Annotated in this window: 16 protein-coding genes and 4 tRNA genes; 3 read left to right on the top strand and 17 right to left on the bottom strand. The window is 56.5% G+C overall.

Annotation, left to right across the window (positions count from 1 at the left end):
• Positions 1 to 1,129 precede the first annotated feature (1,129 nt).
• Positions 1,130 to 1,417 carry a helix-turn-helix domain-containing protein gene (locus tag ACLD1Y_RS23315; protein WP_236380067.1) on the top strand — a complete coding sequence of 96 codons (288 nt, stop codon included), beginning with the start codon at positions 1,130 to 1,132 and terminating at the stop codon, positions 1,415 to 1,417.
• Positions 1,418 to 1,884: 467 nt separating this feature from the next.
• Positions 1,885 to 2,601 carry a hypothetical protein gene (locus ACLD1Y_RS23310; protein ID WP_429480141.1) on the top strand — a complete coding sequence of 239 codons (717 nt, stop codon included), beginning with the start codon at positions 1,885 to 1,887 and terminating at the stop codon, positions 2,599 to 2,601.
• Positions 2,602 to 2,906: 305 nt separating this feature from the next.
• Here the strand turns inward: ACLD1Y_RS23310 and ACLD1Y_RS23305 are convergent, their stop codons facing one another.
• From ACLD1Y_RS23305 to ACLD1Y_RS23295, 3 genes are all read right to left on the bottom strand, one after another.
• On the bottom strand, positions 2,907 to 3,842 hold the full coding sequence (locus ACLD1Y_RS23305) for a DUF4435 domain-containing protein (RefSeq protein ID WP_429480140.1): 936 nt from the start codon (positions 3,840 to 3,842) through the stop codon (positions 2,907 to 2,909).
• Positions 3,835 to 5,388 carry an AAA family ATPase gene (locus ACLD1Y_RS23300; protein ID WP_429480139.1) on the bottom strand — a complete coding sequence of 518 codons (1,554 nt, stop codon included), beginning with the start codon at positions 5,386 to 5,388 and terminating at the stop codon, positions 3,835 to 3,837. Before ACLD1Y_RS23300 ends, ACLD1Y_RS23305 begins: the two co-directional genes overlap by 8 nt.
• A 647-nt stretch (positions 5,389 to 6,035) precedes the next feature.
• Positions 6,036 to 6,112, bottom strand: a tRNA-Val gene (locus ACLD1Y_RS23295).
• A gap of 184 nt (positions 6,113 to 6,296) precedes the next feature.
• On the opposite strand from ACLD1Y_RS23295, the gene ACLD1Y_RS23290 reads away from it, so the two are divergent.
• On the top strand, positions 6,297 to 7,580 hold the full coding sequence (locus ACLD1Y_RS23290; RefSeq protein ID WP_429480138.1) for an NAD(P)/FAD-dependent oxidoreductase: 1,284 nt from the start codon (positions 6,297 to 6,299) through the stop codon (positions 7,578 to 7,580).
• Between the two features lie 234 nt (positions 7,581 to 7,814).
• Here the strand turns inward: ACLD1Y_RS23290 and ACLD1Y_RS23285 are convergent.
• The 14 genes from ACLD1Y_RS23285 to ACLD1Y_RS23220 all read right to left on the bottom strand — a co-directional run bounded on the left by ACLD1Y_RS23285 (position 7,815) and on the right by ACLD1Y_RS23220 (position 21,251).
• Positions 7,815 to 7,891 (bottom strand) — tRNA-Asp (locus ACLD1Y_RS23285).
• A 106-nt stretch (positions 7,892 to 7,997) separates the two neighbouring features.
• Positions 7,998 to 8,074, bottom strand: a tRNA-Asp gene (locus tag ACLD1Y_RS23280).
• A gap of 55 nt (positions 8,075 to 8,129) precedes the next feature.
• Positions 8,130 to 8,205 (bottom strand) — tRNA-Val (locus ACLD1Y_RS23275).
• Positions 8,206 to 8,312: 107 nt separating this feature from the next.
• Entirely contained in the window at positions 8,313 to 9,077 is a 765-nt protein-coding gene (locus ACLD1Y_RS23270) for an SDR family oxidoreductase (RefSeq protein ID WP_429480143.1), read from the bottom strand.
• A gap of 11 nt (positions 9,078 to 9,088) precedes the next feature.
• Complete coding sequence (locus ACLD1Y_RS23265) at positions 9,089 to 10,300, bottom strand: O-succinylhomoserine sulfhydrylase (RefSeq protein ID WP_429480137.1); 1,212 nt, start codon at positions 10,298 to 10,300, stop codon at positions 9,089 to 9,091.
• 65 nt (positions 10,301 to 10,365) lie between these two features.
• The gene (gene purF, locus ACLD1Y_RS23260) at positions 10,366 to 11,871 is read right to left on the bottom strand and encodes an amidophosphoribosyltransferase (protein WP_065904549.1); all 1,506 of its coding nucleotides are present in this window, start codon (positions 11,869 to 11,871) and stop codon (positions 10,366 to 10,368) included.
• Positions 11,872 to 11,912: 41 nt separating this feature from the next.
• The gene (locus ACLD1Y_RS23255; protein ID WP_003192538.1) at positions 11,913 to 12,470 is read right to left on the bottom strand and encodes a CvpA family protein; all 558 of its coding nucleotides are present in this window, start codon (positions 12,468 to 12,470) and stop codon (positions 11,913 to 11,915) included.
• 257 nt (positions 12,471 to 12,727) lie between these two features.
• Positions 12,728 to 13,381 (bottom strand): SPOR domain-containing protein, encoded by a 654-nt coding sequence (locus ACLD1Y_RS23250; protein ID WP_429480136.1) that lies wholly within the window; start codon positions 13,379 to 13,381, stop codon positions 12,728 to 12,730.
• Positions 13,365 to 14,672, bottom strand: a complete 1,308-nt coding sequence (folC, locus tag ACLD1Y_RS23245) for a bifunctional tetrahydrofolate synthase/dihydrofolate synthase (protein WP_429480135.1) — start codon at positions 14,670 to 14,672, stop codon at positions 13,365 to 13,367. The genes ACLD1Y_RS23250 and folC overlap by 17 nt, the downstream gene beginning before the upstream one ends.
• Positions 14,669 to 15,589, bottom strand: coding sequence for an acetyl-CoA carboxylase, carboxyltransferase subunit beta (gene accD / locus ACLD1Y_RS23240; RefSeq protein ID WP_016976632.1), 921 nt, complete (start codon positions 15,587 to 15,589; stop codon positions 14,669 to 14,671). The genes folC and accD overlap by 4 nt, the downstream gene beginning before the upstream one ends.
• Before the next feature lie 244 nt (positions 15,590 to 15,833).
• A complete protein-coding gene (locus ACLD1Y_RS23235; RefSeq protein WP_429480134.1) occupies positions 15,834 to 16,466 on the bottom strand; it encodes a phosphoribosylanthranilate isomerase in 633 nt (210 codons plus the stop codon).
• 64 nt (positions 16,467 to 16,530) lie between these two features.
• On the bottom strand, positions 16,531 to 17,355 hold the full coding sequence (gene truA, locus ACLD1Y_RS23230; protein ID WP_429480142.1) for a tRNA pseudouridine(38-40) synthase TruA: 825 nt from the start codon (positions 17,353 to 17,355) through the stop codon (positions 16,531 to 16,533).
• Between the two features lie 164 nt (positions 17,356 to 17,519).
• Positions 17,520 to 20,078 (bottom strand): FimV/HubP family polar landmark protein, encoded by a 2,559-nt coding sequence (locus ACLD1Y_RS23225; protein WP_429480133.1) that lies wholly within the window; start codon positions 20,076 to 20,078, stop codon positions 17,520 to 17,522.
• 162 nt (positions 20,079 to 20,240) lie between these two features.
• Positions 20,241 to 21,251, bottom strand: a complete 1,011-nt coding sequence (locus tag ACLD1Y_RS23220; protein WP_429480132.1) for an aspartate-semialdehyde dehydrogenase — start codon at positions 21,249 to 21,251, stop codon at positions 20,241 to 20,243.
• Positions 21,252 to 21,292 lie beyond the last annotated feature (41 nt).

Genomic DNA, 21,292 nt, shown 5'->3' with positions numbered 1-21,292 from the left:
ACGCATGGCGATCCTGATATTAAGGGTAATTGCGTCCGCTTAAATTACGCGGACACAATCGACCTTAAAGTCGGGGTTCGGAAGGTGAGTTCGCCGGCCCCTTACAGACAAACTTTATTGCCTTGCTATTGAGGCGAGCGTAGTAGCAGGCACGATCGGTAAGAACGCCGAACCCTTCGTTAAAGTTGCCAAATCTATTTTCGGTATATCTTGGCGAACCCATGCTCACACAGAGGGGCTTCCGTCTGGCGCCATACCTCCGCAGTTGGGTGATGATAGCTCCTCGATTTTGATCGACTAGTAGCTGGGTATACACAGGTGGTGCTGGAAGGATATGATTTTTTTCTAGCACCACCTGTAGCTGTTATCTCTTTAACTCACTCGCAATTATTGGTCGTAGCCGTAACGGAGTGGTCAAAATTGAGACCGATCAGCATAGCAGCTCACCTTGCACAGAAACCTGTCAGAAATGAGATTACAAACTCGGACTTAAGGTAGAAGGGAGAGCTCCTAGCCTAAGTGTCTAATAACTCTGCTCACACTCTTACATGCCATGCCGATTAGAGGCTTTCACCTGCCTAGTATAGAGAACACGATAAAACCTGCGAAAATTGAATACAAAACCCCGCGAGCAATCCAAAGCATTTTCCTCTCCTTATCCGTAGGCTCTACCATTACACTCGCATCACACCTTACGCCATTGATGACGCTGTCCACTTCGGATCCACAGTGCTTACATTTCACCGCTGCACATCGAATAGTCTCGGCGCATATTGGACAAGCTCGACCATCGTTGGAGCTACCGATGACCTCCACTTGACGCTTTCCAGCAACAGCCATAATTACGCCGACTAGCAGCAGAAGTCCCCCAATAAGGATGAAATTTTGCCGCTCGGCCATCAACCCAATGTTGTTGACTCGCCCCGCTCCCGACGACACCGAAACATCCATGGCTAAAGCACCGACGATGCAAAGCAGCCCTACTATGAGTGAAAAGTAACCAAATTTCCGCATAGCGATTTCCCTTGAAATTGACCAGCACCCGTTGAAGCGAACCAGATTATCCCAAATTCAGATATCTGAAAACCAGATATAGGTTGGCGGCTTCTCATCTCGCAGTTGTCCAGCCATGCCTAAGACGATCTATAGACCTGAACACGCCGCGCTTCTGTCTTTGCTGAAGAAGTACAGGAAAGCCGCTGAACTGACTCAGGTTGAGTGCTCAAAGGCACTAGGCCGACCTCAATCCTTTATGAGCGATGTGGAGAGCGGGACACGCCGTTTGGACATCGTACAACTGCGTGATTTGTGCACCGTGCTGGGCGTTGGACTTCAAGACCTGATTGCGGAGTTCGAAAAATCTCTGTCAGCGGATAACAGCACGGCAAGCGCGTGGAATGAATCAAGCAAGGGTTAGAGAACAAAAACATGCTGAACCTGATTGGAATTCATCGGGTAAGGGGCGGAATGCCACGCTGTGGGAACAGGTGAGGTCACTGATGGTGAAGTATCCAAAAATGCCTACTGAGCAGATTGTAAAGCTCGCTGATTGTAGTGTTGCAACGGTGCACCGGATCAAGCGTGAGCTCGCCTGAGTCTCGCCGAGCGACGAAAATACAAAGTGCGGCACGATTCCTGGCATTACGTACCGCGACTGTACGAAGGCTCAGGGGGATTTTCAAAAAGTTAAGCAGCTGGCCTCTCTATGGGTCGGATCCTGTTAAACCCTGACGACCTATTCCAAGCCCACTGGATTTGGTCGTCTGAAAATACGGATTCGACTTGAAATCTCGATTTTGAAATACGGGGGAGTGAAGCATCTTTCAGCAATGATAGGTATTATTTTACGCACCATGTCACCCCATCCAATGCGAGGGATTGCGAATGCTCCATATGTTTTTGCCGTTTGATCAGCACTTCGATTCAGGCTTCGGAGCCGTCGCAGACTCTTTTAGATATTCTGCCGACGCACTTAATGATAACCCACAAGGCGCTGGCTTAAATTCACATCTACCTATTAGCTTTCTCTACCGACACGCTATCGAGCTATATTTGAAGTCTGGAATCATTCTTCTCCATCGAAAGTTTTCGATTCCTTACGGAGATATCCCACCAGATGGCGAACCAAGTGTATTGGTAACGAAAAAAAGACAACCCTTGTATAGAGTCCATAGTCTTAATCCTCTTTACGAAGAGGTTCGCTCACTTCTTGCCGAATTAGCTGAGCCGCTCTCACACGTTCCGGGGACGCTACCTGAGTATTGGGTCCTGCCTAAAGAGTTAGATGATTGGATAGCGTCAATTGAAGCCACAGACGCGTCTAGTACGTTCTTTCGATACCCAGTTACAAAAGATGCTGAACGAGATAGTCAAAAATCCACGATTCGACGTGATGATGTCGAATCCATGGTAGAGCGAATGCATGTTGATGGCCCTCCCGTTAAGGCCATGCTGATGGTCAATGATGAGGGGGAGGTAGTTGAAGCATATTCCCACGACGACACTCAGAACAAGGACGTAGTCACCACCCTTAGACAGACAGCGGAGATGCTGCACGACCTGCACGCAATGATGTCCTATACGCTGGTTGGCGGTCGGTGATATTAGCGCCAGAAAGCTGAGTGAGGAATTGACACGACCATGAGCGCTTGGAAGTCGGACAGGTTGTTTGCCGGGTCGCTGTGCAGCACTCAGCGAGCGGCTGAACAACAATTTCCAACTCTGTTTCAGGGGCTGTGGGCACCTTGCTATGATAGATGCTCAATTAATGAGGTGCGGTATGGGTGACACGGATTCGCCAGATTTCAATCAATATTTTTGGGATTACCGTATAAATTTGTGCTCATTAGTACAATGCTGGAAGCTGAAAGCAACCAGCATTCAGATGCAGATTCGATATTATTGGTTTAGTTGCCTGCCCTAACCGCTTCCAGAAACTCATGTAACCCTGGAGGGATAACGGATCTAGAGGCTACGCAATCGAGGTTTATAGTTGCAACCGCATCCGCCGTTTTAACACCATTAAAAAACTTACTATCATCGGAATTGCGATCTCTGACCAATAAGTCTAACCAGCGCATTAAAAACATCATTGCGTACTTACCTCGATAGTCTCGCTTAGGAATGAGCTTGGCAAACTCCACCCTTGCAACGTCTACTTCCACTTGCGAAGGCTCTCGCCTAAACATAATAATATTTTCAGGAGAATCGCCAACGGGCGATATTCTATCTAGCTCCACAGCCGCCAGTTTATTTAATTTTTTTGGAAGTCCAGGCACTGCATCTATCTTCAAGTGCCTACATGCAAAACTTCTGAAATTGATTTCGCTTGTAACAGTCAAAAAATCTAGATAAAGCTGATCAAAAAGATCCACCAATCTAGTTCTCAGCGCTATATCTGGCAAATAGTGAAAATGCGATTTTAGCAACTCAAGAACTGTTTCAGATCTAACTAAGTAATTTTCTACCGAATAAGCTTCAGTTAAGAATATTTTTTGACTTGCAGGATGCTCCTGCAATGAATCAAAATCTTTATCAATAAAAAAGTATACCCCCACCCCCAAATCATTGACATCTCTCTCCACCGCAGAAAAGAGCTTCAAAACTTGACTTTTACCATTACACACAAAAGACTCATAAGACTGCGCATAATTAATCTTACATATCCAATGATGGTATATTGTTTTGTCCTCAGGACCTTCAAACACGAAGATAGTTGGGCTGCGCAATGAAGACTTTAGCACTACTAGCTGTGTCTTTAGAACCGCCGAACGACTTCGGGAGTCTTTAAGATCTTGCAAAAGCCCGGCCTTTGGAGAAGGTAAAGCCTCAGCGTTACTCATCTCCATCTCCTCGGTCCTCATCCTTCGCTGCATCTGTTTCAGCCTTTAAATCGATTACGAAGTCCAACGACTTCGCATAAGGCTCTAAAGCATTATCGAATACAAATGGAGAATGAGTAATTGCGATAACTTGCTCGCACGAATTACTGTTCAAAACATCAATCAGAATTTTTCGTTGCCAATTTAGCGATAGAGATAGCTCTGGCTCGTCAATTAGAACGATTTTCTTTTCCGGATAAAGATAAAGCCGTGCGAACAGCGATATCATTTGTTTTTCTCCCGAAGAAAGAAACTCTAATGATATTGTTTTTCCGGTTACTAAACTCTTTACCTTTACCTGGAGAGTTTTACGATCAAGAATCAGCTCTTTATCATCGGAGTAAGAGTACCTACCGTCACCATTTTGGTAAACTGCTACACTATCATCCTCCTCCGACAAATACTTGTTGCAGCTTTTTATGAATTCTTCGACCTTTTCTTCGACTCCTCTTGTGGCCTTGATAACAGAGTTTAGCTTATCGAGAAAATACGAAAGAAATTTATTCGACTCTACTGATATATCACCACTATAGACCTTATCCAAATCTGGAATAGAAACATCTTCCCTGAAGTGAATCCCTCTATTATCTCTGAGCCTTGCAAAGAACAAAGCGAGGGCTTCTTTATCTGGCCGCTCAAACGGACCCACTTGATCCTTGTCAAAACCCCCGCTAATTAGATCACTAATAATATTAGCACTAATCTTTCTATAACCTTGATTTGACTCGAATAATATTTCCTGATTTAAATAGTTAAGACGCTCGGAGATATCAGCAAGCCCAAACTGAATATCAGTACTGAATAGTGAGCGACGACCAAGTCCAAGTCTGGACTTCACACTCTTCTTCCTTCTTGGCCTGCGAACTTCTTCGCTTTCGTTATCCAGAGGTAATTCAATTCGCCTATAAGTCGGCAGATAGACAACTTCGCAACCATTTAAAGCTTTCTTTGTAACAGCTCTAACTCTTTGAAGATTTGGAACGGCATCATAGAGTGTCGCGTACAACTTATCACAAGTCTTTATAGAGAGATGCGTAGAGTAGTTATTATGATTTACAATTTTCTCCGGAATCTCCTCTCCACCATATTCATTTATTGAAGCTTTATAATCACCATCCAACAACTCCATGAGGGCGAACGCATCAACTCCAATTCGTCTAGCGTAGAGCCCCACCTCAGAGCCATCTGAAATTTTAGCAAGCTCATCAATCTCTGCCCTTTCAACAACAAGCTCTTGATCTACGCCCCTTAATCTGCAAACTATTCTAGAAAACTGTAAATCAACTAGCCGTAAAAACTGCCCCTTCAAGAACGCGTCAAGAGCCCCAAGCAATGTGGTTTTTCCGGACCCATTTTTGGCAATTAGGATAGTTGCAGAGTATTTTGATGACAGACTTATTGTTCTGTACTTATAAAGCCCTTCAATTGTAAATTTTTCCACAAGTGAAGGCGCGCTCCCCACATCGTCCGTATAGCTACGCTCTTCCCAGCTATCATCTACATCCATGCAACCACTCCCTAGTCAATATTCCAGCTTTGCGCGTCACAGATAGGACTCAATTTCGGCGAAACTCAAAGCCTAATCACCACATGCGAAGCGCTTGTCCACTGATGGCAGATTACCGCCATGCGGATCATTAAAATAGCTGAAAGGAAGAAAAAACAGATCGCAGCCACGCTAATCATTGCGAGAACCATCGAGCGGTCATTGGAGAGCTATAAAGGTAAAGACGCTCAAGGCGTGCACTAATTAGTGCTCGCCCAACCCTTGTCCAACCTCAAGACACTCTTATTGAAAATCCTATAAAATCAATATCTTAAACATAGCAGGTAGAGCCATTAGCTACACCCTGCTCGCTAGCTCGACACCGCTCAATCCCACACGAAAATGAGCTGCCGTTGGCGTTCACATTGCCCGTTGTGAACGAACCCGATATTTTGTGAACGTTCTGCATGAAATTCCGNTAGCTACACCCTGCTCGCTAGCTCGACACCGCTCAATCCCACACGAAAATGAGCTGCCGTTGGCGTTCACATTGCCCGTTGTGAACGAACCCGATATTTTGTGAACGTTCTGCATGAAATTCCGGACAACAAAAAAGGGCCCACCTTTCGGTGAGCCCTTCTAGACCGCCCAGCAGAGCGGATTTTGTTTGGTAGGCGCGATTGGACTCGAACCAACGACCCCCACCATGTCAAGGTGGTGCTCTAACCAACTGAGCTACGTGCCTGCTGTGAGGCGGCATTCTACGGAATTCCGGAGGGGTGTCAACATCTTTTTTGCAGCTAACCCTATGAATATGCGAATTTTTTATTTGCGCCAGGCACAGTCGTGATTTTCGGGTGGCTGGCAGGCAATTTTCAACTCAGGTAGGATCGGGACACTCGTAAAAAATATAAAACAGAGGTTCCAGGATGGCGAACACCCCCTACCCCCAGTCGTATTACGCCGCTTCCGCGAATGCGGTGCCGCCTCGTCCAACACTCCAAGGCGAGGTTGAAACCGATGTGTGCGTGATTGGTGCCGGCTATACCGGGCTTTCCAGCGCTCTGTTTTTGCTGGAGCACGGTTTTCGCGTCACGGTACTGGAGGCCGCCAAGGTGGGCTTCGGCGCGTCAGGCCGCAATGGCGGGCAGATCGTCAACAGTTACAGCCGTGACATCGATGTGATCGAGCGCAGTGTCGGGCCCAAGCAGGCTCAGTTGCTGGGGGAGATGGCGTTTGAAGGCGGCAAGATCATTCGCGAGCGAGTAGCCAAGTATCAAATCCAGTGTGACTTGAAGGACGGCGGCGTATTCGCCGCCCTCAACAGCAAGCACATGGGCCACCTGGAGTCACAGAAGCGCCTATGGGAGCGCTACGGGCACACTCAACTGGAGCTGCTGGACGAACGCCGCATCCGCGAAGTGGTGGCCTGCGACAACTATGTCGGCGGCCTGCTGGACATGAGTGGTGGACATATCCATCCGCTGAACCTGGCGCTGGGTGAAGCCGCTGCAGTGGAATCCCTGGGCGGCACGATCTACGAACAATCGGCAGCAGTACGTATCGAACGCGGCGCCAACCCCGTGGTGCATACCGCCGAGGGGAAGGTCAGGGCCAAGTTTATCATCGTCGCCGGCAACGCCTACCTGGGCAACCTGGTGCCAGAGCTGGCAGCCAAGTCGATGCCGTGCGGCACGCAAGTGATCACCACCGCACCCTTGGGCGATGAGCTGGCGAAAACGCTGCTGCCACAGGACTACTGCGTCGAAGACTGCAACTACCTGCTGGACTACTACCGACTCACCAGCGACAAGCGCCTGATCTTCGGCGGTGGCGTGGTGTACGGCGCGCGCGACCCGGCAAACATCGAGGCGATCATCCGCCCGAAAATGCTCAAGGCCTTCCCACAGCTCAAGGACGTGAAGATCGACTACGCCTGGACCGGCAATTTCCTCCTGACACTGTCGCGCTTGCCGCAAGTGGGACGCCTGGGCGACAACATCTATTACTCACAGGGCTGCAGCGGCCATGGCGTGACGTACACACACCTGGCGGGCAAAGTACTGGCGGAAGCGCTCAGAGGTCAGGCAGAGCGTTTTGATGCGTTTGCCGACCTGCCGCACTACCCGTTCCCGGGCGGGCAACTGCTGCGCACACCGTTTGCGGCGCTGGGGGCTTGGTATTACGGCCTGCGGGACAAGCTGGGGTTCTGACCCCAAACCATTGTGGGAGCGGGCTTGCTCGCGAATGCAGTGTCAGTCACCGAATTCATGCCTGACCTACCGTATTCGCGAGCAAGCCCGCTCCCACACAAGCCCGCCAACACACAAAGTCAAATCGCAGACACAAAAAACCCCGGTCTTTCGACCAGGGTCTTTGCTATCGGATCAAAGTAGCCAATGGCTTTCTTTGTGCTTCAAGGCGTTCAGTGGGCCTTGGAGCAGATATGGCGCAGCGGACGGGACTCGAACCCGCGACCCCCGGCGTGACAGGCCGGTATTCTAACCGACTGAACTACCGCTGCGTATCGCTTGACCAGTTGAGCGTAAACCCTCAACCGTCTTTAAACATCTGATCAATCAGCCTTGGCTGTTCGACCTCAAACCTGACAAGTCAGGCCTGGAAAATAATGGCGCAGCGGACGGGACTCGAACCCGCGACCCCCGGCGTGACAGGCCGGTATTCTAACCGACTGAACTACCGCTGCGCGTCGGTGCAACCTTTAACGTTGCGTCTTGCCCTAGGGCAAAACTCTCAAGAAGTGGTGGGTGATGACGGGATCGAACCGCCGACCCTCTGCTTGTAAGGCAGATGCTCTCCCAGCTGAGCTAATCACCCTTTGCTTCGTTGAGGCCGCGAAATTTACGCAGGTAACGGACCTAAGTCAATAGCCTGCTTGAAGTTTTTCTGAAAAAGACAAAATTACTTCAAGACGGCTACCCGCCCTACTCGCTGTAAATCATCTTCTTGCTCATGCCACCGTCCACCACAAACTCTTGCCCGGTAACAAACCCCGCCTGGCGCGACAGCAACCACGCAACCATTGCCGCCACGTCTTCCACCGTGCCCACCCTGCCCGCCGGATGCTGGGCATGATCGGCGTCGGTCAAAGGCTCGGCTCGCCGCACAGCAGGATCACGGGCATCGATCCAGCCTGGACTGACCGCATTGACCCGCACTTCCGGCCCAAGGCTCATGGCCAGCGCGTGCGTCAGGGCCAACAGGCCGCCCTTGCTCGCCGCATAGGCCTCGGTATCGGGCTCCGATTGACGGGCCCGGGTCGAGGCCAGATTAACGATGGCGCCGCCGTGGGCACGCAGGTACGGCGCACAGTGTTTGGCCAACAACATCGGCCCACTGAGGTTAACTGCCAACACGCGGTTCCAGTACGCCAGGTCCAGGCTTTCCAGGGTGATGTTATGCGGCTCGGCCACCGCCGCATTGCACACCAGCGCATCCAGGCGCCCAAACTGTCCCAGTACCTCAGCAACCCCTTGGGCAACCTGCTTTTCGTCCGCCACGTCCATGGTGATAAACCAGGCATTCTCGCCCAGCACCTTGGACACCTTGGAGCCGCGCTCGCGGTCCAGATCAGTCAGCACCACCTGCCAGCCCTCGCTGATCAGCCAGGCCGCAATCCCGAGACCAATGCCCCGGGCTGCGCCGGTCACCAGCGCAACGCGACCGTTAGTGGCCGCAGCCGCCTCCATGGACCACTCGATCACAAGGCCGCCAGCCCACGAGCCAGGTCAGCCTGCAAGTCAGCCACATCTTCCAGGCCCACCGCGATGCGGATCAGGCTGTCACGGATACCGGCCGCTTCACGCTCCTGTGGCGCCAGGCGCCCGTGGGAGGTGGTGCTTGGGTGGGTGATGGTGGTCTTGCTGTCACCCAGGTTGGCAGTGATGGAGATCAGGCGCGTGGCATCGATAAAGCGCCAGGCGCCGTCTTTGCCACCCTTCACCTCAAAGCTCACCACCGCGCCGAAACCGCGCTGCTGGCGCTGGGCCAACTCGTGCTGCGGATGGCTCTTGAGACCCGCGTAATGCACCTTCTCGATACCGTCCTGCTGCTCCAGCCACTCGGCCAGGGCCTGGGCGTTGGCGCAATGGGCCTTCATCCGCAGACTGAGGGTCTCCAGACCCTTGAGGAAAACCCACGCATTAAACGGGCTCAAGGTCGGGCCAGCAGTGCGCAGGAAGCCAACGACTTCTTTCATCTGCTCGCTGCGACCGGCAACCACACCGCCCATGCAGCGGCCCTGGCCGTCGATGAACTTGGTAGCAGAGTGCACGACAATGTCTGCGCCCAGCTTCAACGGTTGTTGCAAGGCTGGCGTGCAGAAGCAGTTATCCACCACCAGCATCGCACCCTTGGCGTGGGCCACTTCGGACAATGCGGCGATATCCACCAGCTCGGCCAGCGGGTTGGACGGCGACTCGACGAACAGCAGCTTGGTATTGGCCTTGATGGCCGCGCCCCAGCCAGACAGATCCGCCAGGGGCACGTAGTCCACTTCGATACCGAAGCGCTTGAAGTACTTCTCGAACAGGCTGATGGTCGAGCCAAACACGCTACGTGACACCAGTACGTGGTCGCCCGCGCTGCACAGGCTCATCACCACGGCCAGGATCGCCGCCATGCCGGTCGCGGTCGCCACAGCTTGCTCAGCGCCCTCCAGTGCCGCAATGCGTTCTTCGAACGCGCGCACGGTCGGGTTGGTGTAGCGCGAGTAGACATTGCCCGGCACTTCGCCAGCAAAGCGCGCAGCGGCGTCGGCTGCCGTGCGGAATACATAGCTGGAGGTGAAGAACATCGGATCGCCGTGCTCACCTTCCGGCGTACGGTGCTGGCCGGCGCGCACAGCCAGGGTATCGAAAGCTACGCCATCGAGGTCGCTGTCCAACCGACCGGCATCCCATTCCTGACTCATGCTGCCACTCCTTACTCAATTCTTTATTTAAGATACAAAACCGGCCCCTCAGGGCCGGTGTTTACTCAGTTGTTGTACAGATCGATGATCGCGCTGACCGCCTGGGTCTTGATCTTCGACGAGTCGTTACGCGCCTGCTCGATCTTGTTCAGGTAAGCCTCATCGACGTCACCGGTCACGTACTTGCCGTCGAACACGGCGCAGTCGAACTGGTCGATCTTGATCTTGCCACCGCCAACCGCTTCGATCAGGTCTGGCAGGTCCTGGTAGATCAGCCAATCGGCGCCGATCAGGTCGGCCACATCCTGAGTGGTGCGGTTGTGCGCGATCAGCTCGTGAGCGCTCGGCATGTCGATGCCGTACACGTTCGGATAACGCACAGCTGGGGCTGCGGAACAGAAGTACACGTTCTTCGCACCGGCTTCACGGGCCATCTGGATGATCTGCTTGCAAGTGGTGCCACGCACGATGGAGTCATCCACCAGCATCACGTTCTTGCCGCGGAACTCCAACTCAATGGCGTTGAGTTTCTGGCGCACCGACTTCTTGCGCGCCGCCTGGCCCGGCATGATGAAGGTACGGCCGATGTAGCGGTTCTTCACAAAGCCTTCGCGGAACTTAACACCCAGGTGGTTGGCCAGCTCCAGCGCAGCGGTACGGCTGGTGTCCGGGATCGGGATGACCACGTCGATGTCGTGCTCAGGACGTTCGCGCAGGATCTTCTCGGCCAGCTTCTCGCCCATGCGCAGGCGCGCTTTATAAACCGAAACGCCGTCGATGATCGAATCCGGGCGCGCCAGGTAGACGTGCTCGAAGATGCATGGGGTGAGTTTCGGCGCCACGGCGCACTGGCGGGTGTGCAGCTTGCCATCTTCGGTGATGTACACCGCTTCGCCTGGCGCGAGGTCGCGGATCAGGGTGAAGCCCAGCACGTCTAGGGACACGCTTTCGGAAGCGATCATGTACTCGACGCCTTCGTCGGTGTGACGCTGGCCGAATACGATCGGGCGAATGCCGTGCGGGTCACGGAAGCCGACGATGCCGTAACCGGTCACCATGGCCACTACCGCGTAACCACCGACGCAGCGGTTGTGCACATCAGTGACGGCCGCGAACACGTCTTCTTCGGTTGGCTGCAACTTGCCGCGCTGGGCCAGTTCGTGTGCGAACACGTTAAGCAGCACTTCCGAGTCGGAGCTGGTGTTGACGTGGCGCAGGTCAGATTCGTAAATCTCCTTGGCCAGCTGTTCAACGTTGGTCAGGTTACCGTTGTGCGCCAGGGTAATGCCGTAAGGCGAGTTGACGTAAAACGGCTGAGCTTCGGCCGAAGTCGAGCTACCAGCAGTCGGGTAACGCACATGGCCAATGCCCATGTGCCCGACCAGGCGCTGCATGTGACGCTGATGGAACACGTCACGTACCAGGCCATTATCCTTGCGCAGGAATAACCGGCCGTCGTGGCTGGTCACAATACCGGCAGCGTCCTGGCCGCGGTGCTGGAGGACGGTTAGCGCGTCATACAGCGCCTGATTGACGTTCGACTTACCGACGATACCGACGATGCCACACATGCGACGCAACCCCTACTTAATGAATCTTGACTGAACACAACTTACTGAGGCGTTTTGGCCGGTAAGAGGTGCTCCTTGAACGGAAGATCAGCGGGTACGCTGATTCCGCTGGCCAGCCACTGACTGCTCCACCCCAAAATGAGGTTCTTGGACCAATCTGCAACCAATAGAAATTTTGGCACGAGTACAGACTCCTGCCACCACGAATCCTGCTGTACTGGCCCCAGGCTCAACAGCCCGACCGCCACGACCACCAGCAACGCGCCACGCGCGGCGCCAAAGGCCATGCCGAGAAATCGATCGGTCCCGGAGAGGCCGGTGACACGTATCAACTCGCCAATAAGATAATTGACCATTGCCCCCACCAGCAGCGTGGCGATGAACATGATGGCGCAGCCCGCGATGACGCGGGCCGAAGGTGTCTCGATGTATCCGGCCAGGTAGACCGACAGTGAACCACCGAACATCCAGGCTACGACTCCTGCGATGATCCAGGTCAGCAACGACAGTGCTTCTTTTACGAAGCCGCGGCTTAGACTGATCAAAGCGGAGATGGCGACGATTGCAACAATCGCCCAATCAACCCAGGTAAATGGCACGTTCGAGCCTACGGACAGATAAGGCGGCGCATTTTAGCAGAGCGCCGGGCTATGGGTAAGCGGTGATTGCGGCTGCTTTGCAAATCAGTAGTTTGTGACGGGCCAACCCTATTTCAACCCCTATGAAAAACTAATGTGGGAGGGGGCTTGCTCCCGATAGCGGTGGATCAGCAACCTATGTGTTGACTGGTCCCCCGCTATCGGGAGCAAGCCCCCTCCCACACTTGACTGCATTTCAAGCTCGAATCAATACGAACTCAGCCGCGCTCAGGCTGGAAACGCGTGACAAACCCCTTCAAATTCTGCTGACGATCCAACAAGTCCCGCAGGCGATCCGCTTCTGCCCGCTCGATCAGCGGCCCGATAAATACCCGGTTCTTGCCGTCAGCACTGCGGATGTAGGCGTTATAGCCTTGGCTACGCAGCTTTTTCTGCAACGCCTCGGCGCCATCGCGATTGCCCAGGCTTGCCACCTGAATCGACCAACTGATCGGCAGGCCATTGGGATCGATACGGCTCTGCCCCACGTCCGGCTTACCCGGAGCAGCAGGTTGCGGCGCCACCGGCTTGGGTGCAGGTGCCGGTGCAGCAGGCTTGGCAACCGCAACAGGCGCAGGCTTGACCACCGGCACGCTAGGCTGCACCGGCATCGACGGTGCCTGCTGCGCAGCCACTTCATCATCGCTCGGCACCGGTTCTTCTTCCGGCAAGGCCTGCGGCTCAGGCACCACAACAGGCTCAACCTGTACCTGCGGCACGGCCGGTGCCTGCGGGGCAGCCGGCGCCTCAACAACGACCTGACGCTCTTCATCCTGCCGAGAAAACAACATCGGCAAAAAGATCACCGCCAACGCCACCAGAACCAGAGCTCCGACCATCCGCTGCTTGTAAGCGCTATCCAGTAATGCCATGTGCAGCTTCCTCCGTGGAGCGCCGGGCCAACCACTCAAGCGCCTCGGCAACACAATAAAATGACCCGAACAACAGAATCTCGTCGTCTGGCGTAGCCACTGCGCACTGCGCCTCAAGGGCCGCAGTGACGCTTGCATACGACGCCACCGTCGCACCAAGGTTCTGCAAGACCACCTCCAACTCGGCGGCCGGACGGCTGCGCGGCGAATCCAGAGGCGCAACAGCCCAAGCCTGGACGCCGCCCAACAAAGGTGCAACCACACCTTCCAGGTCCTTATCGGCCAGCAAACCAAATACTGCAAGGCGACGACCGACTGGCGGCGTACGCGACAAGCGCTGGGCCAGATACTCGGCCGCATGGGGGTTGTGCCCCACATCCAGCAGTAGATTCAGGCGCTTGCCCTGCCACTGGAATTGGCGGCGGTCCAAGCGGCCAACCACACGAGTCGCCAGCAGGGTCGCGGCAATCTGCTCGGCATTCCACGGCAGGTCCAGCAACAGATAGGCCTGCAGCGCGAGCGCGGCGTTTTCCATTGGCAGGTTCAACAGTGGCAGGTCGCGCAGCTCGACCACCTCACCACGGGCATTACGCCCGCGCCATTGCCAGTGCTGTGCACCGATGTCGAGATTGAACTCGCGCCCCCGTAAAAAGAACGGGCAACCCAGTTCGCGCACTTTGTCGAGCAGGGTATGCGGCGGATCCAGGTCACCACACAGCGCAGGCTTGCCCACACGGAAGATCCCAGCCTTTTCATAGGCCACGGACTCGCGGGTGTCGCCCAGGTAATCGGCGTGGTCCACGCCAATACTGGTGACCAGCGCCAGGTCGGCATCCACTACGTTGACCGTGTCAAGGCGCCCGCCCAAACCCACTTCCAAAACAACCACATCCAGCTGCGCACGCTCAAACAACCAGAACGCCGCCAGGGTGCCCATTTCGAAATAAGTCAGGGAAGTTTCGCCACGGCCGGCATCGAGTGCAGCAAAGGCTTCGCAGAGTTGCTCGTCAGTGGCTTCGACGCCATTGAGCTGCACCCGCTCGTTGTAACGCAGCAGGTGCGGGGAATTGTACACGCCGACTTTCAGCCCTTGGGCCTGTAGCAGCGCGGCGACAAAGGCGCAGGTAGAGCCTTTGCCGTTGGTGCCGGTCACCGTGATCACGCGCGGTGCCGGACGGCCCAACCCCAGGCGGGCCGCTACCTGTTGCGAGCGCTCCAGGCCCATGTCGATGGCGGACGGATGCAACTGCTCAAGGTAGGCGAGCCATTCGCCAAGGGTACGTTGGGTCATAGGTTTGCAGGCACCGGCGGCACAACAATCGGCTCAACTTTAGGGGCGACGTACACAGGTGTCGGCAGACCCATCATTTGCGCCAGCAGGTTACCCAGGCGCGGACGCAGCTCACCGCGCGGGATGATCAGGTCGATGGCACCGTGTTCCAGCAGGAACTCGCTGCGCTGGAAGCCTTCCGGGAGTTTTTCACGCACGGTCTGCTCGATCACGCGCGGACCGGCGAAGCCGATCAGGGCTTTTGGCTCGCCGACGATCACGTCGCCCAGCATCGCCAGGCTGGCGGAAACGCCGCCGTAGACCGGGTCGGTCAGTACGGAGATGAATGGGATGCCTTCTTCACGCAGACGCGCCAGTACCGCAGAGGTCTTGGCCATTTGCATCAGGGAGATCAACGCTTCCTGCATACGCGCACCACCAGAGGCGGCGAAGCAGATCATCGGGCAACGGTTTTCCAGGGCATAGTTGGCGGCACGAACAAAACGCTCACCGACGATGGCACCCATGGAGCCGCCCATGAAGGAGAACTCGAACGCCGAAACCACTACTGGCATGCCCAGCAGCTTGCCACTGACGGAAATCAGTGCATCTTTCTCGCCAGTCTGCTTTTGCGCACCGACCAGACGGTCCTTGTACTTCTTGCTGTCGCGGAACTTGAGGCGGTCAACCGGCTCCAGGTCTGCACCCAGCTCATTACGGCCTTCGGCGTCGAGGAAGATGTCAATGCGGGCGCGGGCGCCGATACGCATGTGATGGTTGCACTTGGGGCAAACGTCCAGGGTCTTTTCCAGCTCCGGGCGGTACAGCACCGCGTCGCAGGATGGGCACTTGTGCCACAGACCTTCAGGAACCGAGCTTTTTTTCACCTCGGAACGCATGATCGAAGGGATCAGTTTGTCTACTAACCAGTTGCTCATGCTTTCTTTCTCCAGTACCGGTGGCTTGAACACAGCCCCGCGTATGCCCTTGAGCTAAATTCATATGTGGCGATGGCGCATGCTGGGCGGGGTCAGACGTTCGACCGGCCTTTTCCCGCATGTGCCCTCAGCCTTCCAGACAACCTGCCAGCGCAAGGTTGCCACTTCATTTCCAGGCCACCCTCAGGCAGCGCCGGACTGTTTTACACAGTGGTAGTTATGGACGGCGGCAGACTGCCAGCCGTCACATCCCGATACTACTGTTGCGCACAGCCTGCATGAATGCGCGAATCTTGTGGTGATCCTTGATGCCCTTACCCTGCTCCACCCCACCACTGACATCCACGGCATATGGGCGAACCTGCTCGATGGCCGCCGCGACATTCGCAGGGTTGAGCCCGCCAGCCAGGATAATCGGCTTGCTCAGCCCTTCGGGTATCAGCGACCAATCGAACGCCTCACCGGTACCACCGGGCACGCCTTCGACATAGGTATCCAACAGAATTCCACGAGCACCGCCGTAGGCAGCACAGGCTGCGGCGATATCATCCCCCGCCTTGACCCGTAGCGCCTTGATATAAGGGCGCTGGTAGCTCTCGCATTCGTCAGGACTTTCGTCGCCGTGAAATTGCAGCATGTCCAGCGGGACCGCATCCAGGGTTTCGTTGAGTTCGCAGCGGCTGGCGTTGACGAACAAGCCCACGGTGGTCACGAATGGCGGCAGTGCGGCGATGATTGCCCGCGCCTGCACCACACTCACCGCCCGCGGGCTCTTGGCGTAGAACACGAAACCAATCGCATCCGCCCCCGCCTCGACTGCTGCCAGCGCGTCTTCTATGCGGGTAATCCCGCAAATCTTGCTGCGAACGGCTGACATGTCGTGGAAACCCCAGGGATTGGACTGAGAAAGTCCCGGATGGTAACAAAAGCTTTTCCGGGCGTCAGCCGCCAAGTTCGCTGAAACCTGTGAGGAAGTGTGGCCCGATGAAACGATCCGGCAATTGGAATTCGTCGCGGTACTCCACATCCACCAGGTACAGGCCGAATGGATGGGCCGTTACACCACCGGTACGGCGAATGCGGCTTTCCAGCACTTCCTTGGCCCATTCCACCGGGCGTTCGCCCGTACCAATGGTCATCAGCACCCCGGCAATATTGCGCACCATGTGATGCAGGAAGGCGCCAGCGCGGATATCCAGCACGATCATCTTGCCGTGGCGCGTCACCCGCAGGTGGTGGACTTCCTTGATCGGCGATTTGGCCTGGCACTGGCCAGCGCGAAAGGCGCTGAAATCATGCACGCCCACCAGGTGCTGCGCGGCCTCGGCCATGCGCTCGGCGTCCAGGGGGCGGTGATTCCAAGTGATTTCTTCGTTCAGGTGCGCCGGGCGGATCTGGTCGTTGTAGATCACATAGCGGTAGCGCCGGGCGATGGCCTTGAAGCGCGCATGAAAATGCGCAGGCATGACCTTGGCCCAACTGACACTGACGTCATGGGGCAAATTGATATTGGCGCCCATCACCCAGGCCTTCATCGTACGTTCGGCCTGGGTATCGAAGTGCACCACTTGGCCGCACGCGTGCACGCCAGCATCGGTACGCCCGGCGCACATCAGCGACACAGGGGAGTCGGCGACTTTCGACAACGCCTTTTCCAGGGTTTCCTGCACCGTCGGCACGCCTGACGCCTGACGCTGCCAGCCGCGATAGCGCGAGCCTTTGTATTCAACGCCCAGAGCGATACGGTAAAAGCCGGCGGCCGCCATTTCGGCGGCCGCGTTATCTATATTTGCCAAGAACTGAGAGCCTGATGAGTTGCGCAAAGGCGGACATTATAAGGGCGGCAGGCGCGAGGCGGGCGGTTTTGTTGTGGATTCACGCGATGCAAATGTGGGAGCGGGCTTGCTCCCACATTGGTATGCATCATCCGCTAGATGCGGCCGAGCATTTCCTTGGCCTCACCACGCTGGGCCTCATCACCTTCGGTCAGCACTTCGGACAAGATATCCCGAGCACCGTCCGCATCACCCATATCGATGTAGGCCTGGGCCAGGTCGAGCTTGGTGGCGACCTCATCGGTGCCCGACAGGAAGTCAAACTCCGGCTCATCTCCGCCCTGCGCCGCGTCCTCTGCGGTGAAGGTGGGTTCTATAGGCGGATGCTCCAGGCTCTGGGACAGGCGATCCAGCTCGGCGTTGACATCGTCCAGTTCCGAGGCAAAAGCATCCGCCTGCGGTTCATCCGCCAGGGACAAGTCGAAATCTTCTGGCAGGTCGAAGTCATCCAGCGCCGCCGGGGTCAGGGTCGGCGGCTCGACAGCTGGCACGCCCTTCATCTCGCCTTCCAGGCCCGAGAGGAAGTCATCGTCCGATTGCGCCGAGGCCGGCGCATCCAGTTGCAGGTCCAGGTCGAAGTCCGACAGATCGTCTGGGCTGGCCTTGGCTTCGGTCTGTTGTTGCAGCACCGATTCAAAGCTCAGCACATCGTCCAGGTTGACCTCGGCCGGTGACGCCGCTTCCAAATCGTCCAGGCTCAGGTCGAAATCGGTGTCGAAGGCTTCAGGCGCCGGCTCTGGCGCAGCCGGCTTGTCTTCCAGCAGGTCCTTAACGTATTGCGCATCCAGGGCGGCAGCGGCAACTGCAGCACTGACGCCGGCCGCCAGCACGGCCATGGCCGGGAAGCGCGACTTGAGCTGTTCGACCTGAGCATGGTTGTCACCATTGGCCACCAGTTGGCGCTCCTGGGTGACAAAGCCGTCTTTGTCGCTTTGAAGGCCGTAGACCTCCATCAATTTCAAACGCAGGTCGCTGCGCTTGGGCTCGTGCTTGATCGCTTGCTCCAGCACATCAGCGGCTTGGTTCAAATGGCCACGGTCGATATGGGACTGGGCCTGCGCCAGCGCATCGCTGGAGTTTTTCGGGGCAACAGCCACCGCCAACGGGGCCAGCACGGAAGCAACAGTTGGCACGACCACAGGCGGCTCAACCACGGGAGCAGGCGCTGGAGCAGCCGCCAGCTTGACCGTCGGCGGCGGCACTTCAAGACCTTCGAAACTGTCCGGCGGCAGGTCGTGATCGATATTGGAAGTGAACTCGGGCTCCTCCGCGAGTGCCCGCGCCATGCGCAGGTGCTTTTCTTCCTCGCGCCGGGCGTTGCGATGACGCGCCCACAACAGCAGGAGCAGCAGCACCAACAAGCCCGCCGCGCCACCGACCACACCGAGGATAACCGGATTGGTCAGCAGGTCGTTGAATTTGCCGTCGGTGGAGGCGGCCGGCGCAGGCTCAGGCTTGATCGGCTCGGCAACAGGCGCCACAGGTGCCACAGGTGCCACAGGTGCCACAGGTGCCGGACTGGCGACCGGAGTAGCGGCCGGCTCACCTGCCAATTGTGCGGGCATCGCTGCCACCGCTGGCGTTGCCGGATCACCTTTTTCCGCCTGCAAGCGGGCGAGCTGATCGTTTTTCAACTGGATCAGCTTTTGCAGCTTATCCAACTGGCTTTGCAAATCGGCGGCGCGACTTTTCAACTCTTCGTTGTCGCGGCGGGTGGTGTCCAGTTGTTCCTGGGTCATCGCCAGCTTGTCGCTCAAGGCCGAGCTGTCGCCGGCCTTGCCCTTGGCGCCCTTCCTCGCCTCGGCAGAGACCAGGCTCAGGTTGTCCTTGGCGTTGGTGCTGGAGGGTGCGCTGCCAGCCTGACTGCGCTTGGTCGCGTCCAGTTGTTGCTTGCCCGCCGGTTGGTTGGTGGCGCTGCGACGCCCCTGGCGCCAGGCGGTGTTTTGGGCGATCACTTCGGCAATCGCCTCTGGCTGCGGCAAGCTGGTCGCTTGCACACGATCCGGCAGACGCAGGACTTGGCCGGTTTTCAGGCGATTGATGTTGCCGTCGACAAACGCATCGGGGTTCAACGCCTGGATGGCCAGCATCGTCTGCTGGACCGATGCACCATGGCGGTTCTTCTCGGCAATTTCCCACAAGGTATCGTGAGAAGTGGTGGTGTGCTGGGCGGGCTTGCTAATGGCGGGCGCGGCACTGGCCGGCGCACTGAGGCGCGGCGCGGGGGCTGCGGCAGTCGGTGCTGGCTGTTCGAACTTGGCTGGGTCCAGCAGCACGCTGTAGTCGCGCATCAAGCGGCCGCTGGGCCATTGCACCTGCAACAGGAAACGTACGTAGGAATCCGGCAACGGCTTGCTGGAGGTGACGCGCACCACACTGCGGCCGCTGGGGTTGATCACCGGAGTGAACGTGAGGTCATTGAGAAACGCCTGGCGGTCGACACCTGCATCCACAAACGCCTGGGACGAGGCCAGGCTAGGCGTGATCTCGGAAGCCGTGAGGCCACCGACATCAAGCAATTCGATTTCCACCGACAACGGCTGGTTCAACTTCGACTTGAGGGTCATTTCCCCCAGCTGCAGAGCCTGCGCCATACCGGAGGACAGCGCCGAGGCGGCCGCTATTGCTAACACCAGTTTGCGAACTTGAACCATAGCCTCATCCTTTGTTTGAACACTCCCCGGCCTGCGAGAAGGTTGGTAACCGCTGCCATAAGGCATGGCGAGCCGATAGGTCACCGACGCGCTTCTATTCCTGCTTGGGGCCAAGCATAGCGCTTGGTTAGAATCAATCTACAAATTGCCGCCAAGTATCTTTTACACAAGGTCTTTTATCAACAACTGCGCCAGTTGCACCGCGTTAAGAGCGGCACCTTTGCGTACGTTATCTGACGTCAGCCACAGATTTAGTTCCGCCGGGTCGTCCACGCCCGCACGCACGCGTCCTACATACACCACGTCTTGGCCCACCGCATCGCCCACCGCAGTCGGGTAATCACCCTCCTCAACCCGCTCTATACCCGGCGCAGCGTCGAGAACACGGTTAACAGCCGCAAGGTCGACCGGCGCACCCAGTTGCAACGACACAGTCAGGCTATCGCCAAAAAACACCGGGGCTTGAACGCACGCTGCGGAAATCTTTAGCAAAGGATTTTCCAGCACTGCACGCAGCTCGTGTACGAGACGCTTCTCCAGTGTCGTATGACCTTGAGCATCTGGCGTACCGACTTGTGCCAACAAGTTGAAGGCCACTTGGCGGTCAAAGAATTGCGGCTCCAACGGGCGCACGTTCAATAGTTCAGCGGTTTGCCGGGCCAGCTCGCTGACGGCCTCGCGGCCCAGGGCCGACATGGCCAGGTTGGCGGTGACGCTGACGCGCTGGATGTCCAGCAAGCCGCGCAACGGTGCCAGCAGCACCGCAAGATAAGTCGCGCTCGGACTTGGGCTGCTCAACTGGAAAGGCTTTTTCAGGGCCTTAAGGACGTGTGCATTAGCCTCCGGAACCACCTGAGGCGCCTGATCGGCCGGCAAGGCGCCCGACAGGTCGATCACCGCGCAACCGGCCGCCGTGGCACGCGGGGCGAAACTCAGGGTGACTGCCGGCCCTGCGGCAAAAAATGCGAGCTGCACCTTTTTGAAATCGAACTCGTCGACTTCCTTCACCCGCACGTTCTTGCCGCGAAACGGCACCGACGCACCGGCCGAGTTGCTCCCGGCCAGCAGATAGAGGGTGCCCACCGGGAAGTCCAGTTCTTCGAGAATCTGCACCAGGGTTTCGCCCACGGTGCCGGTGGCGCCGATCACGGCGATTTCAAAGGTCTGGGTCATGGGGACTGCCTCGGGCATTGCGGGGGGAGCGGCACTTTACC

The sequence above is a fragment of the Pseudomonas sp. 18175 genome, from assembly GCF_050432925.1.
In the GTDB taxonomy this organism is placed as follows: domain Bacteria; phylum Pseudomonadota; class Gammaproteobacteria; order Pseudomonadales; family Pseudomonadaceae; genus Aquipseudomonas.
Note: the sequence above shows the minus strand (reverse complement) of the source record. Positions and strands in the feature narration are given on the sequence as shown.